Annotated in this window: 9 protein-coding genes, 1 pseudogene and 1 CRISPR repeat array (1 of these 11 cut by a window edge); of the genes and pseudogenes, 1 reads left to right on the top strand and 9 read right to left on the bottom strand. The window is 38.4% G+C overall.

What is annotated here, in order from left to right:
• A CRISPR array of direct repeats spans nucleotides 1-101; the repeat unit is 36 nt; unit sequence GTTTTGGAACCATTTGAAATAACACAGCTCTAAAAC (it extends 729 nt beyond the left edge of the window).
• Nucleotides 102-662: 561 nt separating this feature from the next.
• The 4 genes and pseudogenes from csn2 to cas9 form a co-directional block, all read right to left on the bottom strand.
• Nucleotides 663-1,328: a type II-A CRISPR-associated protein Csn2 gene (csn2, locus tag E4T79_RS05600; RefSeq protein ID WP_135028471.1), complete on the bottom strand. Its 666-nt coding sequence runs from the start codon at nucleotides 1,326-1,328 to the stop codon at nucleotides 663-665.
• The gene (gene cas2, locus E4T79_RS05595; protein ID WP_135028469.1) at nucleotides 1,315-1,656 is read right to left on the bottom strand and encodes a CRISPR-associated endonuclease Cas2; all 342 of its coding nucleotides are present in this window, start codon (nucleotides 1,654-1,656) and stop codon (nucleotides 1,315-1,317) included. Before cas2 ends, csn2 begins: the two co-directional genes overlap by 14 nt.
• Nucleotides 1,653-2,519 carry a type II CRISPR-associated endonuclease Cas1 gene (cas1, locus tag E4T79_RS05590; RefSeq protein ID WP_135028467.1) on the bottom strand — a complete coding sequence of 289 codons (867 nt, stop codon included), beginning with the start codon at nucleotides 2,517-2,519 and terminating at the stop codon, nucleotides 1,653-1,655. The genes cas2 and cas1 overlap by 4 nt, the downstream gene beginning before the upstream one ends.
• Nucleotides 2,501-6,596, bottom strand: a pseudogene (gene cas9, locus E4T79_RS05585) (type II CRISPR RNA-guided endonuclease Cas9). Before cas9 ends, cas1 begins: the two are co-directional and overlap by 19 nt.
• Nucleotides 6,597-7,243: 647 nt before the next feature.
• Here cas9 and E4T79_RS05580 point away from each other — a divergent pair.
• Complete coding sequence (locus E4T79_RS05580) at nucleotides 7,244-7,636, top strand: (deoxy)nucleoside triphosphate pyrophosphohydrolase (RefSeq protein WP_135028465.1); 393 nt, start codon at nucleotides 7,244-7,246, stop codon at nucleotides 7,634-7,636.
• Between the two features lie 176 nt (nucleotides 7,637-7,812).
• On the opposite strand, the gene E4T79_RS05575 is transcribed toward E4T79_RS05580, so the two are convergent.
• The 5 genes from E4T79_RS05575 to E4T79_RS05555 all read right to left on the bottom strand — a co-directional run bounded on the left by E4T79_RS05575 (nucleotide 7,813) and on the right by E4T79_RS05555 (nucleotide 15,634).
• Entirely contained in the window at nucleotides 7,813-10,683 is a 2,871-nt protein-coding gene (locus E4T79_RS05575) for a DEAD/DEAH box helicase (protein ID WP_135028463.1), read from the bottom strand.
• Nucleotides 10,684-10,795: 112 nt separating this feature from the next.
• Nucleotides 10,796-13,459 (bottom strand): valine--tRNA ligase, encoded by a 2,664-nt coding sequence (locus E4T79_RS05570; protein WP_135028461.1) that lies wholly within the window; start codon nucleotides 13,457-13,459, stop codon nucleotides 10,796-10,798.
• 19 nt (nucleotides 13,460-13,478) lie between these two features.
• Nucleotides 13,479-14,387, bottom strand: coding sequence for a DUF5655 domain-containing protein (locus tag E4T79_RS05565; protein ID WP_135028459.1), 909 nt, complete (start codon nucleotides 14,385-14,387; stop codon nucleotides 13,479-13,481).
• 148 nt (nucleotides 14,388-14,535) lie between these two features.
• A complete protein-coding gene (locus tag E4T79_RS05560) occupies nucleotides 14,536-14,928 on the bottom strand; it encodes a VOC family protein (protein WP_135028457.1) in 393 nt (130 codons plus the stop codon).
• A 526-nt stretch (nucleotides 14,929-15,454) separates the two neighbouring features.
• Nucleotides 15,455-15,634, bottom strand: a complete 180-nt coding sequence (locus E4T79_RS05555) for a hypothetical protein (RefSeq protein WP_135028455.1) — start codon at nucleotides 15,632-15,634, stop codon at nucleotides 15,455-15,457.
• Nucleotides 15,635-15,766: the final 132 nt, after the last annotated feature.

Here is a 15,766-nt window from a genome sequence, read left to right as displayed (position 1 = left end):
TTTTGGAACCATTTGAAATAACACAGCTCTAAAACGCTACTATGAGCGAATAATTAGTCCAGACGGTTTTGGAACCATTTGAAATAACACAGCTCTAAAACCTCGTGGACAATTTTTATCCAGAACATTTCGTAATCGCGCCATTCATCCCAGCTAGACTTCAATTTCAAATGGTTCTATCTCTTACCTATCATTATACCTTAAACAGCTGTTTTAATCAATCGTTCCAAGCACAATATATTACAGTTATACTTGTTTTTCTAGTGCTTTCATTAATCTTCCTGAATAAGCGGTCGACTTTCTATCTACAAACCCAACTACCACTGTGGAGCCACTACATTTTTGCAAATCGCTCGGCATATCTTCAAATATGTATCAAATAGCTACATTTCCTTTTCTATTCTTAGAATTTCAACAATTATAGCTACTGAGAAAGATGCTAAAACACTTTCTAGCATTTCATCATCGCATCCCCTCTGTACCACCACCTACATTTGAAAATGTCCCCCGTAACTACCACCGCTTCTTTATAAAACATTGTTAGCTACATTTTTATCTCCTTATTACCCCCCTCAATGTTCTACTCTAGGACTGCTTTCCATGACCAAGGTTCCTCTTGATAATCCCCTCTCACACCTATCTCTATCCACCATTTTCATATGCTAATGCCTATTTTCTACCATTAAGAAGTAGTCACTATCCAAAACATATTGAGGAAGCTCATATAAGCGTCGTGGTTCTAAAAACAATACCGTTTGATGAGATAATTCGATGTATTCCATCAATTTTTTCATTTCAGTTTGTGTTAAATAAGATCCGCTATTCACAAAAATCAAGAGTCTCTTTTTACTGAGATAATTGTAAACTTGTAGTATTTCAAAACACTTTTCAAAAATACTATCACTCTCTGTTTCAATTTTCACACCCAGGGCTTTAATCAGTTCCAAAATCGTAATCTCATCAAATACCAAATCCAGCTCATTTTCCAAACACTCAAAGGCAATCAACTCTGTAATAGTAGCAGCTAATTTTTCAACCATTGATTTCACTTCTGGTTTGTCATTAAATTGAGATTCTAAGTCAGCATGAATGAGCTTTAACAATGCAGGCGCATTGACATCATACCCTAAGATATCCGTTATTACCATGAGCTCGGATTCTTTAAGCGCTTTGAAATGATGATCGAATACCTTTAACTCTCCATCCTCATTATAACTATAAAAATGTTTAACCAAGGCAGAAAATACTTTCACATCTTCAACAACAAGAATCGTCCCATTTTCTAACATCAGTGGCTCATCCAACAGCGGGAAATTAATCTTCATCATAAGTCTCCCCTAAAAACACCACACGACTATCTGAATTTGCAACACTCTTATTTTGTTCACCATATAAGTAAAGCATCCTAGCAAACTGCTTCTCCGTTACGGTCAATAAGGTGATACTCCCCTTTTTAGGATTATTCTCTTGAAGACGATTGATCATAGCTTGATTAGCAGAATTGTTTAGCACCAATTTACTGTAAACTGAAAATTGGTGCATGATAAATCCTTCACTTAACAGGAACTTCCGAAATTTACGATATGCTTTACGTTCCTCAGCTGTATCTGTTGGCATATCAAACATGATTATCATTCGCATATACCGATAACTCATATCCTAAACTCAGGAACTCCTTTCCCTTGATTATTCAAAGCTTTTATAACCTTTTTTGTATAGTCACTGACAATGTTCGATAGATACATCTCTTTGTTATTATAGGGATACGTTTCCGAAAATAGGGTAAACAACTCACGCTTCATTTTCACAAATGAACATTCTCTATTTTCATAAATAATCCTATCAACAATAGGGCGGAAAGGCTCCATAATATCACTAGCAAGATTAAATTGATTAAACTGGTTCGCATGTTTGAGACCAAATTGCGTCATACATCCACAAATAACAACCTCACGTGCAAACATGCTCAACAAAAGAGTATAGCCATAATCAAGACCAGCATTAATATCATTCTCCTGCTCTCGTGAGAAATCATTTCCAAACAAGGTATTGAAATAGATACGTGCGGCATGCCCCTCACGATTACTCGGATCAAATGGTTCTAAAGTATGATATAAATCCATAATGGATTGCGATTTCTCAAAGAAAGAACACTCTCCCAAATACAAACTTTGATTCAAAATTTTCTGCGCAATAATCGTTGTCCAAACTTCGCATTTGATGTCATCTTCCCACAAAATCTGATTACTCAACTGTAAGCTCGAGTCATGTCGGGCATAATAAGGTAGGAGCATAGCTGTTGGCAAGCGCTTGTCATCACAAAATATCACTAAAATATTTTCATCCACCAAACGCTTTACTAGCATTGTTGTTAAGACAATATCCGTGGTTTCTAACAACAGAATATCAATCTCCGACAGGTAAATCGCCTCTGTCTTATAAGCATCCTTAAAAATCAGATGATTATTCTTGTAGGACAATTTTGAATGTGTATTCACAACTACTGTTCGCCATCCCATCCTTCTTCTCCTAACCTACTAAGATCAGTCCGTGTTTCATAGAGTCCAGTGATGGATTGATGAATGAGAGTGGCCGAGAGAATTTCGGCAGTAGATGTATACCGTTTTCGCTCAATATTTTTGTCGAAAAATTTAAAAGCAGCTGGTGCCCCCATAGCAGTAAACGTAAATAATGATTTGAATTGCTTTGCTTTCTCATTAACAGGTCTGTCTGCTGCATTCTCGAAAATGTTGACAATTTTTTCTAAATTAGATTCTGCTTGAATATTCTTGCTAGAGAAAAGTTTAATATAATTCATCATCTCAATAAAGTAATGACTATTTCGAAGTACAAAATCTCTCTTTCTTTCAACAGCTTCTATTTGACCTGTCAGCGATTCAAATCGTTCGGCTAGGTATAAAAACTTCACCCAATCTATTGGAATAACTAACTCATTGCCCTTTTGGAGTTCTTTAGCACTTGCCAACAGTCGTCTTCTTCCATTCTCCAATTCAAACAGACTGTACTTAGGTAGTGTAATAATCGTGTGCTCACGTATATTTTGATACCCTTTGGCTTCTAGGAATGCAATAGGATTTTCTTCAAATCTAGACCGCTCCATAATCGTAATTCCAATGATATCTTTAACGGTTCTTAACTTCCTTGTCTTCCCCTTTTCCATATCGGCTACAAAAATAATAGAGTAGGCAACGGTTGGGCTATCAAAACCACCATATTTCTTTGTATCCCATCCAGTTTTACGTGGAATCAATTTATCAGATTCACCTTTTGGCAAAATGGATTCTTTAGAAAATCCGCCGGTCTGTTCTTCGACTTTTTTCACAACATTGACTTGTGGATAGGAGAGGACCTTTCTAACCGTGGTGATATGTTTTGTTTTATCCCAAGCAATTTCACCTGTTTCTTCATTCACTTCAATCGTCGGGCGTTCAATAGTTCGATTGTCAGTTAATGTGACTTTCGTTTTGAACATATTCATGATATTTGAATAGAAAAACACTTTCTGAGTTGCTGTTTTACGTTCTCGATAGCTATTGTATTTTGGGTACTCGCCATAGACAAATTCTGGCTCTAGTTTTGGATATTTCACTAGAAGTGCTTTAGCTACAACTGCATTGAGATAAGCATCGTGTGCATGATGATAATGATTGATTTCACGAACTTTATATAGCGCAAATTCCTTACGGAATGTTGATACCAAGTTTGATTTTAAGGTCACAACTTTTACATTACGAATACGTTTACCTGTGTCATCACGTTTTTTATTAAACTGTTCATCGAGAATCCGTGCTACATGTTTGGTAATTTGTCGTGTTTCAACTAATTGGCGTTTAATGAACCCTGCCTTATCATCTGGTGTCAATTCTTTCTTGGTTAAATTGCTATATTTCCGTTGAGAAATCAAGCCACTGCGCAACAATTTATTCCAAAAGGGTCTCATCATAGTAACGACATCTTCACTTGGTACACCATCTGATTTACCACGATTTTTAGCTGAGGATACTAGAACGCGATTATCAATCGAATTATCTTTCATAAAAGCCTGTGGAATAATATGGTCGATATCATAGTTACTTAACCGTTCAATATCAAGCGGTTCTCCCGTATACATATCTCGACCATTTTGAAGATAGTAGAGATAGAGTCTATCATTCTGTAACTGATCATTGTCAACAGGATGCTGTTTGAGAATATTACTACCAAGCTCCTTTATAGCATCTGTCAATCCTTTTAACCGTTGTTGGGAATTTCGTCGCCCTTTAGCTGTAGTCTGATGTTCACGCGCCATTTCAACCACAATCTGTTCTGGATCATATCCCATGACCTTAACCAACTCATCAACAATCTTCAGGCTTTGTAAAATACCTTTTTTAATAGCAGGACTACCAGCTAAATCTTGAACCGCTTGATGTCTATCATTCCCACTATCATTAGACCGAGCTTTCGCAATCTCATCTTTAAAGGTCAACTGTTCATCAGTGATGAGCTGCATCAAATTACGATTCGAATAGCCATCATCAATCAAATATGATTGTCTTACCTGACTGCTTATCTCGAATCCCATTGATTAACTTGGCTGATAGTCGTCCCCAGCCAGTATAATGACGGCGTGAGAGATTAGCAAGCACTTTTTCATCCAGATGCTCCGCATATTCTGTCAGACGCTGTTTAATCATCTCCCTGTCCTCAAAAAGCGTCAAGGTAAGAACAATCTCTTCAAGAATACCGGCATTTTCAGGATTGTCCATGAATGCCTTGTCTTTTATAATTTTTAATAGATCTTGATAAGTAGTATAGGAAGCGTTAAACGTTTCCGTTTCCTTGTCTAGTCCTTGAATATCAACAATTCTAAACTCATCAAAATTCTTATCTAAAAAAGTGAGTAGTTTTTTCTTAGTAACTTTTCGCTCTTGCTTGAAAAGAGCATCAAAAATTTCCTGTTTTAGATTTGCATCAAAGAATTTCGCATCACCTGTTTCAGTGACATATTTGAGTTTAGTCAGTTCATTATAGACCGTAAATTTTTCATATAAGAGACTGTGTTTCGGCAAAACTTTCTGATTCAGTAAATACAAATCATTATTGGTCATGCGTTTAATAAAGGCCTCTGCTGACTTCCCTTTATTCACAATCTTTTCAAAATTCCAGGGTCTAATCTGTTCTTCTGAATGAAAACTTGCCCAAGCAAAGTTACTGCGACCACTGCGAGCCAAAGGTCCTACGTAGTAAGGAATTCGAAAGGTCAAAATTTGTTGGATTTTCTCCGTATTCTCCTTTAAGAATGGATAGTACTCACCTTGGCGTCTTAAAATAGCTTTCATCTCAGCCAGATGTACTTGATGAGGAATCGAACCATTATCAAAGGTTCGTTGCTTTCTCAAAAAGTCCTCCTGATCTATTTTTTCGATAAATGTTGCACTACCCTCTTGCTTAGCAAGCAGATTTTTTAGGTACTTATAAAAATCGTCTTGACTCGTTTTACCTTCAATATAGCCCGCATAGCCATTCTTGGTTTCATCACCAAAAACCTCCTTATAGCTATCTGGTAGATTCTTACGAATAAATGCTTTAAGCTGGGCTAGATCCGTCTGATGGTCATCATAACGTTTCACCATAGAAGCTGATAGTGGCGCTTTTGTGCTCAAATCATTCACTGTCAGTATTCCTGATAAGAGAATACTATCATACAATTTTCGAGCAGCTACAAAGACATCCGCATACTCATCACCAATCTGCCCTAATAAAGTCTCTAAATCTTCATCATACGAGTCCTTAGACAGTTGTAGCTTAGCATCTTCAGCTAAATTAAAATTCGCTTTAAAGTTTGGGAGTAAGCCAAAAGCGAGAGACACAAGGTTCCCAAAAAATGAATTTTTCTTTTGACCTGGGAAATGGGATAATAGGGTCTCTACCTTACGAGCTTTGCTCATTTTTGCAGTGATAATGGCAGAGATATCAATTTTTATATCTGCTACATGACTATCTTCCTGTATGAGATCATAGGTCATTAAAAATTGGTCAAACAATCCTTGGCTATCCATATTTTGAATATCAATTGGCTCATCTATCAAAAAATGCCCTCGATATTTAATGATATGAGCCAAGGCTAGATAAACTAGGCGTAAATCTGCCTTTTCTGCAGAGTCTGCTAAATACTTTCGCAAGTGATAAATCGTTGGGAAAGTAGTATGATAGTTGACTTCCTCAACCCGATTACCAAAAATTGGACGTCGCTCACCTTTTTTATCTCCTGGGACAAGAAATGAATCCTCCAAGCGTTGGAAAAAACTCTCGTCAATCTTGTTGATTTCATCTTTAAAAATATCTTGCAAATACAAAATACGGTTTCTACGCCGTGTGTACCGACGGCGGGCTGTTCGTTTTAAGCGTCTCCCTTCCGCCGTTTCGCCACTATCAAATAGTAAGACTCCAAGTAAATTTTTCTTGATGAATTGTTTATCCGTATTCCCAAGAACCTTGAACTTTTTAGCAGGCACCTTGTAGTCATCAGTCATAATCGCCCATCCAACAGAGTTTGTTCCAATATCTAATCCAATAGAATAAGGTTTTTTCATCATTTTCCTGCCTCCCACTTGCAAATTAAAACAAAATATTGTAGAATGAATGTGTTGGAACCATTTGAAATAACACAGCAACGTTAAAATAAGGCTTAGTCCGTATACACCCTGTGAAGGTGCGCACCGATTCGGTGCTTTTTTGTTGTTCAAATCTGTATCCGCTTACACAACCATTATACTATTTTTTAATGATAATGACAATACTGTAATGATGCTATTATTATAGTCTTTTAGTACTAGGCAACGAGCTACAGGCTGTACTGGAGGACGGCAAAGCGAATTAACGAAATAATAAAAGCTAAACTAAAAGACTATATATATTTCATTATTATCCTTTTACCTACTATCCCAAAGAAAAAAGCAGGAATGGTCCCTGCTTCAATTCATTTTATAATCCTTTAGCTTGTAAAACAAATATGTTATACTCTTCCTATGGCATATGATGTAGATTTTAATCACATCATTTCTAAATAGTATAAGGCAGTCTCAACATGAAAAGCATTTCAATAAATTGATGAAAATTCTCTTGGAAGCACTAAAGAATTTTGTCCAAATGCTTATCTAAAAGAAATTCCAGGCTCCTTTTCATGTATTATCTCACCTGTCTTATAAACTAATGACTGTATAACTAAAGGAAGGGTATCATGTCACAAAAAATAATCAATGTCGTTGCTGCAGCTATTTTAAAAGACGGAAAATACTTTTGTGCTCAACGTCCTGAAGGGAAATTACTTGCCGGATTTTGGGAGTTTCCGGGCGGAAAATTAGAGCAAGGAGAATCTCCTGAAGAAGCACTTGTTCGCGAAATTAAAGAGGAATTCAATGCTGATATTGACGTCGTAAATTATATCAATGAGGCTTCTTATGATTATGAGTTCGGAACAGTCGTCATGAAAACTTTTGAAGCAACGCTACTCTCTAATAGGTTGACGTTGTTAGAGCATCAAGATTCAAAATGGTTAGAGCCCCACAATCTCCATACCCTTAATTGGGCTCCTGTTGACCGCCCGGCAGTTAACCTATTAAGTAGAAGATAGGAATGAAACAAAAATCATGCTCCGAAGAGAGCGATTTTATAGGCTCATTGATACGGTTATCGAAGCTTTTAGAATGTTGATTTATCAGCACTTTACAAGTTCGACAGCCACTTCATCAAACTGCTCAGACTATAAAACTTAATGAGGTTAGGTATTTTTATCTAAGCCTCATCTTTTTATTTTGTTGTTAAATAATGGAATAAGTCAGCTTTAACCGGTTCCTTAAGTGTAAATAGCATACTAACAATACTTTCACCTGCCCGCTTCATTTCCTCCGCGCTCCCCTCAACATAATTCAGAGGGCCTAAATAGTAGAAATCACCGCCTTCGGCATCATCCTTGATGACGAATAATTCTAAACGTAATCCATTTTCATTAGAAGCAATAATTTGTTTCACATCTGGAGATTCTAAAGTTCGCTTGTTCTTAGAAAACCATCTCAATATTGACTCATTAAAAAACTCATCTTCATACTTGATTGTATCACTAATATCTTCACTCTTATGATACGTTACAAAAATCGGACAAGTGTTGGTTTCCTTATCAATCTTGTAACCACCAATATTGAGCGGAGGCTCATCATGTTTGACATTCAATAACTTGAGCACTTCGCGACGAGAATATTTCTGTCCAAGCGTAAATACCCGCGGATAACCTTCAGACTTTAGCAAGCCAGTATCAATAACATCTCTAAAAAATTCTCGATAAGCTACATTACGTTGAAGTGCTTCCAATACCTGCTCATTCAACTGGTACACATCATTGTTCTTTGATACCAAGGGTTCTGCACCGAAACGTTTTTTCTCCTGTGCTTTGAGGAACGATAAATTCAGCACACCCTCAACGGAGTCAAGCACATCGTTTGAACTATCCAAATTATTTGCAACCAGTCTTTTAAAATAAAAATCAAATGAAATCTGGCCGTGATTTTCAATTAACAACTGTAGCAATACAAGTTCATGCTTGCGTTTTCCATTTAAACATTCAAAGGTGATAAAGGACAAAAACTTTTTAGGAAGTGCTTCAAAATAAATCGCTTGTTTTCCAAACTTCGTCACAACATCCGCGTAATCTTTGAAAATATTGTTGTCAAAGAATGCTAGCGGATCAATCCCATTATAGGTCATAAAATCTTTCAGGAATGGCTGCCGCCCTAATTTATTCTGCAACTCTACATAACTTTCCCTTAAAATTTTTATACTAGAAAGACTGGTATTAGTAATCGCTTCAAAAATCTGCTTCCGAGCGACTTCTTCAAAATTGATAGTTGTCAACCCACTAATCAAATTGGCCTCACGCACTTCACGACGATAATTATCCTTATTCATTGATTGATCGCCGAATAAGGCTACTGGAATTAAGTAGTTATTACGATAGTTTCCAATAAAATCAATAATCGTGACATAATCTTTCGAGGGGTGCTTGCGAAGGCCACGACCAAGTTGCTGAACAAAAATAATACTTGATTCTGTATTGCGAAGCAGTACTACCTGATTCACACTTGGAATATCAATCCCTTCGTTGAAAATATCAACCGTGAGTAGGTAATCCAATGCTCCCTTTTCAAGTTTTTTAACAGCCTCTTCACGGACTACTTGGCTATCTTCCCCTGTCAATGCTTGTGTCCGAAAACCTCTCTGATTTAAAAGGATAGATAACTCTGCCGCCTCTTTTTTACTCGAACAAAACATCAATCCACAGACAGACTCACCACTGTACCCATAATAGCCAATTTTCTCTATAATGTGATTCACTCGCTCTTTGGAAATCAAGTTTGAAAAATCTTCATTATCACTAATAAGCTGGCCATCAACCAGAATATCCGTTACTCCAAAATAGTGAAATGGACACAACAAATCCGCTTCCATAGCATCCTGCAAGCGAATTTCATAGGCAATATTATAGTCAAAAAACTCATAAATATTTTGCCCATCTGTACGCTCGGGTGTCGCCGTCATTCCCAAAAGGAAATCTGGTTCAAAATAGTCCATCACCTTCCTATAGGAATCTGCACCAGCCTTATGTACCTCATCAATCAAAATATAATTGAAAAAATCAGGTGTGAAACGCTGTAAGTGCTCATCACGTGAAAGAGTTTGTATAGTTACAAAAATATATTTCTTACCTGAAATATCTACACCTGACTTATAGATACAAGCCTCAGCGTCAGAAAATCTAAGAACACGTTGAAAACTTTCCAACGACTTACTCAAAATCTGTTCCCGATGAACAATAAAAAGCACGCGCTCTGGAGTTGCTTGCCTTACATCAAAGGCCGACAAATAGGTTTTGCCCGTTCCCGTTGCAGAAATAACCAGAGCTTTTTGGGCACCATTATCACGCACTTCTTGCAAACTAGCTAGCGCTTCTTCCTGCATCTTATTGGGCTCGATCTTACCAACTTGATAGTCCGTTCTTGTCTCTTCTTCCAGAATCACCGTCTGAATAACAGGTTTACGCTTTCGTTGATATCCTTCAATAACTTCAGCTGTCAACGGCCTTGATAAAGCCCATATACGCTCAAATTCTTGCTTCGTTTGATAGAGTAAATCTCCATTGTCTGTCGAATTGAGTTTAATATTCCATTCATAATTTTGTTTCAATGCTGTCGCAGTCAAATTAGATGAGCCAGCAATCAAAACTTGCCTCTGTTCCTGCTCAAACAAATAATACTTGGAATGAAGTTGCAGAGATTCCTTTGAAATTCGAGCTTCTATATTCGATAGTTTTAGCAAGTCATACATGGCCAAAGGATCATTAAAATCAAGATATGGTGAAATCAAGATTTTACCACAAACACCACGCGATGCCAAATCAGCCAACTGTGCCTTAATCATAGAAATCCCAGACTGTGTCACAAAGGCTACTGAAAAGTAAAATGCCTTACTCCTCAACAATTCTTCCTGTAAATTCGTCAAAACAAAGCGCTTCTCCTCCGCATTATTAATCAAAATCTTAGGGGCGTAGGATACATCCCGAAATCGCATTCGGTCAATAAACCCAAATTGCATCGACTCTAACAACTGTTCTTCAAAAGCTGTTTCCATAAAAATAGTCCTATCTAACTTGATAGAACTATTATCTAATATATTGTGGAGTATGTAAAGTGGGGTATCCTATCATTGTGGGGTTTTCAACTATTGATCTTGTCTAAACCTGTTATTTAACCAACTTCTTCATCTCCTCAATCCGCGCGACGGTCGCATCGTACTTGGTTTGGTAATCTAGCTGTTTACTGCGTTCTTTTGCAACGACTTCTGGTTTGGCGTTGGCAACGAATTTTTCATTGGCTAGCTTCTTGCCAACCATATCGAGTTCTTTCTGCCATTTTGCTAGTTCTTTTGCAAGACGAGTGAGCTCTTCTTCAACATTGAGCAGGTCAGCTAGTGGTAGGTAGATTTCTGCACCTGTAATGACACTTGACATGGCAAGCTCTGGTGCAGTTAGGTTGCTGTCAATTTCCAGCTGTTCTGGGTTAGTAAAGCGCTTGATATAGTTAATAGTAGCCTTAAAGAACTCCTCCAACTGACGATCGGTCGGCTTAATCAAGAGCGTGATTGGCTTACTTGGGGCAACGTTAACTTCGCTACGTGCATTTCTCACTGCACGAATCACCTCTTTCAGTGCCTCCACTCCACTTGCTGCTACTTCATTTTCAAATTCAGGACGCACCACTGGGTAACTTGCCGTTACAATACTTCTTTCTGAGAGATGCCCGAAGATTTCCTCCGTCACAAATGGCATAATTGGGTGGAGGAGGCGTAAAATTTGATCCAAGGTGTACAGAAGAACGGAGCGGGTCATCACCTTTTCGGCTTCATTATCACTGTAAAGCACTTCCTTAGTCAATTCCACATACCAGTCCGCAAATTCATCCCAGATGAAGTTGTAAAGGATGTGACCTGCTACACCAAACTCAAACTTGTCAAAGTTCTCTGTTACTTTGTCAATCGTTTCATTAAGGTTGTGGAGGATCCAACGGTCTGTCACATTTCCAGCTTGGCTGCTTGCAACTTTAGCCACATTCGCTGTCGCATCAGCTAGGCTTAACCCCTCATTATTCATCAGAATATAGCGAGAAATGTTCCAGATTTTATTGATAAAATTCCAGCTAGCATCCATTTTCTCATAACTAAAGCGAACATCTTGCCCTGGTGCAGAACCGTTTGACAAGAACCAACGAAGACTGTCTGCACCATACTGGTCAATGACATCCATTGGGTCAATGCCATTTCCAAGAGATTTAGACATCTTACGTCCTTCTTCATCCCGAATTAAGCCGTGAATCAAGACGTTTTCAAAAGGACGACGACCTGTAAATTCTAGAGATTGGAAAATCATGCGAGAAACCCAGAAGAAGATGATATCATAGCCTGTCACAAGGGTTGAAGTTGGGAAGTAGCGTTTGAAGTCTGCACTTTCTTCATCCGGCCAGCCCATGGTTGAGAATGGCCAAAGAGCAGAGCTGAACCAAGTGTCAAGGACATCTTCGTCCTGCGTCCAACCATCACCTGCTGGAGCTTCTTCTCCAACATAGACCTCTCCTGCCTCATTGTACCAAGCGGGAATTTGATGCCCCCACCAGAGTTGGCGTGAGATAACCCAGTCGTGAACGTTTTCCATCCATTGTAGATAAGTATCGTTGAAACGTGGTGGGTAGAACTCAACCTTGTCTTCCGTGTCTTGGTTGGCAATGGCGTTTTTAGCCAATTCATCCATTTTAACAAACCATTGGGTGGATAGTCGTGGCTCCACAACAACACCCGTTCTTTCTGAATGACCGACTGAATGAATAATTGGAACCAGCTTCTCTAAGAGCCCTGCTTCCTCGGCATCCTCAATAAATAATTTTCTTGCCTCGTAACGATCCAAGCCCCGGTATTTCTCAGGTACCCGATGAGTAGAGGCCATGGTGCCATCTAAATTCATGATAATATCTTGCTTGATATGATGGCGCAAGCCAACCTCAAAATCATTCGGATCGTGAGCAGGAGTGATTTTCACACAGCCTGATCCTTTTTCCATATCTACATATTCATCGGCAATAATTGGAATCCGGTAACCTGTCAGTGGAACGATAACAGACTTTCCAATTAGGTGAGTATAGCGCTCATCATCTGGATGTACCGCAATGGCTCCATCTCCAAACATGGTTTCAGGACGAGTCGTCATGATGGACAAGTAGTTCCCACTATTATCATCAAACATGTATTTGAAATAGTGTTCAAAGCCATTGATTTCCTTGTGAATAACCTCGATATCAGAAAGAGCCGTACGAGCCGCTGGGTCCCAGTTGATGATAAACTCACCGCGGTAGATCCAGCCTTTTTTGTATAGGTCAACAAAGACCTTGCGGACAGCCTTAGACAAGCCCTCATCAAGGGTGAAACGCTCACGCGAATAGTCAAGTGACAAGCCCATTTTGCCCCACTGTTCCTTAATGGTCGCAGCATATTCATCTTTCCATTCCCAGACCTTTTCTAGGAATTTCTCACGACCAAGGTCATAGCGTGTGATACCCTCACCACGCAGACGCTCCTCCACCTTGGCTTGAGTGGCAATCCCTGCATGGTCCATCCCTGGCAGCCAAAGAGTATCAAAGCCCTGCATGCGTTTTTGACGGATAATAATGTCCTGTAAAGTTGTATCCCAAGCGTGTCCAAGATGTAACTTACCAGTAACGTTTGGCGGTGGAATCACGATAGAATAGGGCTTAGCATTCTCATCTCCTGACGGTTTGAATACATCGGCTTCAAGCCATTTCTGATAGCGCCCAGCCTCAACCTCAGCTGGATTGTATTTTGGTGAAAGTTCTTTTGACATATACTTTCCTTTCTATTTTCTATAATATTTGTTTAATAAGGCTCATAATATATTCTAAATATTTAGTATTTGTAACCTTGATTTCATAGTCACCGTTTCCATAATGACCAATTTGTGAAACATTTCTAGTTATTCCCTTAGTATCATCAATTTGACCTATTTTAGCATTGATAAATAATTTTAATTGTTTATTTTGAACTTCAATATCAACAATATTATGATGATCTTTTTTAAAGGCAACATAACATTTTTTAGGTACAACTTCACAATCAACAATCAACTGCAAAATCGCCTGTTTATAAGAGTCATATAGTTCTTGAATTTTTTCTGTCTTATTTGTCAATAAATCTTCTTCTGAATATGTTTTCACCTCTTTAGTGACAAGCGATAGTTCTGAAGAATCTCCTTTAACAGATGCTTTTATACTGGGAGCATTTACTGATTTTTTAATTCCATTAATGACAAGAATATCCTTTTCAAATCGCTTAACTTCCCATAATTCAATTGACAGGTCTTTAAAATCAACAGCCTGCTTTTGAAAATGAGTAAATTGAGGAGAAACAAAAACAACTTTACTTTGAGACCAATCAATTAGTCCTTTAGATAGCATTTTTCCCGTCTTTTCTTGATATTCTAAAAGAAAATCAGCTTTATATCGTAGCAATGTACTGAGGTAAGAAATTCCTTGATCAAAAACACTGTAATGTGTGGTACGTTTATATTCAATAATAACAAAGGCTTGATTTTCCCTATCAAATGCCAAGGTGTCTATACGATGGTTTTGGACAATGAACTCGGACGAGATAAACTCTAAATCCGATATTTTTTCCAAATTTTCCTCAAACAATAGCTGAAGCTCACGTTCTAGCTCAAATGGAACTTCCTCTAGATGTTCTAATTGCTGATTGTTAATATGAAAAACCGCCATCTTTCCTCCCTCTCATCTCCTTTATTCCATAAGACACAACACAAAATCAAGACTATCGTGATTATGAAACAATGACGTATCCGCTAGTTTTCAATCTCTTGACCTACCGACCTCTTCCCTGAAATCTGCGTGCCAATCATGACTGCATTTACCATACTTCCTCCCACACTACCTCAATCTTTATCCTATCTGGATCTTCAAAAAAGACGGCATAGTGGTTCGCGCCACCAGCATACGGATAGAATTCATCATAGAGCAACGGCACATCGTCTGCCCGCAAGCGTTCGTGTAAGGCATCGACCTGCACCTTTGTCGGTAGACAGAAAGCCAGATGATTGATTCCTACCCGCTTCCGGTGATAGAGGGGCTCTCTATAGGCCTCATCAGTCTGAACGAAGACTATATAAGTCTCCCTATCCCGGTAACTAAAGCCCTCTTCCCACTCCTGATAGAGTTCATAGCCCAAATCGGCAAAGAGCCTCTCATAGAAAGCACGACTTTTTTCAAGGTTTGATACGTTAATTTCCACATGATGAATCATGCTATTTCTTGAAGCCTCCTCATTTCTCCTATTACCTGCTAGGCAGTTTCCTGTACTTCTAAATCTGTCTCAGTGCTGTTTAACTGTATCTATCCTTTCCCTCTCAAAAACCAATCTAGTTCTTCTCAAAAACTGAAGCATCGTTTTTGAGTTTCAAAGCGTATCATCTTGTTCTATAGTCATTTCGTTTATCTTTTATTACTTCGTTAACTCGCTTTGCCGTACTCCAGTATAGCCTGCAGCTCCTTGCCTAGTACTAAAAGTAAACGAAATGACTCTATAAAGAATGTGCCATAAAAGGCCCGTTTCTTTCCAACAACTGCCCTTTTCCAGCAAAAAACGCCCCTGCCATACGACAGGGACGAAAGAACCAAGGAACTCATCTGTTACTAGATAGGACTATTTCCCCCGATAAAACTTACCGTCTATCAAGAAAAACAACTGCTAACTAACAGGACATGAGACCTTGGAGTTTCCGCGGTACCACCCAGATTCGGGCATATACCCGCTCTTATCTTTATTCAATTTACTCTATTCTAACCTCAGCAACAAACTCTGATATCTGCACGGATTTCTCAACACCACCGCTTTCTGTAACAGACAAACTCATTATCCCTCTGATTGGCTTTATTGTAGCAGATTTCTCAAGAAATTGCAACCTATTCTGATGAAACACAGCTCCATTGTTCGCTAATGATTCAATCATTTTAGCTCCAATGCCTTGATGACAAGAACTTCCTTTTCTGTCCTTGCTTTAAAATCTTTTTTGATTCTAAACCTTTCAATGGTAAAAGTTTTAAACAGCATTTGAACCAACATCCTGAAAAACTGGTAATGG

The sequence above is a fragment of the Streptococcus sp. LYSM12 genome (assembly GCF_004569635.1).
Classification (GTDB): Bacteria; Bacillota; Bacilli; order Lactobacillales; family Streptococcaceae; genus Streptococcus.
The sequence above is the reverse complement of the archived record's forward strand: the minus strand, read 5'-3'. Positions and strand labels throughout refer to the sequence as shown.

What these genes read in the sequence shown, in the direction of transcription:
- E4T79_RS05560 (WP_135028457.1), bottom strand. Translation starts at nt 14,928, where the DNA reads ATGATTCATCATGTGGAAATTAACGTATCAAACCTTGAAAAAAGTCGT.
- E4T79_RS05575 (WP_135028463.1), bottom strand. Translation starts at nt 10,683, where the DNA reads ATGGAAACAGCTTTTGAAGAACAGTTGTTAGAGTCGATGCAATTTGGG.
- E4T79_RS05580 (WP_135028465.1), top strand. Translation starts at nt 7,244, where the DNA reads ATGTCACAAAAAATAATCAATGTCGTTGCTGCAGCTATTTTAAAAGAC.
- csn2 (WP_135028471.1), bottom strand. Translation starts at nt 1,328, where the DNA reads ATGATGAAGATTAATTTCCCGCTGTTGGATGAGCCACTGATGTTAGAA.
- cas1 (WP_135028467.1), bottom strand. Translation starts at nt 2,519, where the DNA reads ATGGGATGGCGAACAGTAGTTGTGAATACACATTCAAAATTGTCCTAC.
- E4T79_RS05565 (WP_135028459.1), bottom strand. Translation starts at nt 14,387, where the DNA reads ATGGCGGTTTTTCATATTAACAATCAGCAATTAGAACATCTAGAGGAA.
- E4T79_RS05570 (WP_135028461.1), bottom strand. Translation starts at nt 13,459, where the DNA reads ATGTCAAAAGAACTTTCACCAAAATACAATCCAGCTGAGGTTGAGGCT.
- E4T79_RS05555 (WP_135028455.1), bottom strand. Translation starts at nt 15,634, where the DNA reads ATGATTGAATCATTAGCGAACAATGGAGCTGTGTTTCATCAGAATAGG.
- cas2 (WP_135028469.1), bottom strand. Translation starts at nt 1,656, where the DNA reads ATGAGTTATCGGTATATGCGAATGATAATCATGTTTGATATGCCAACA.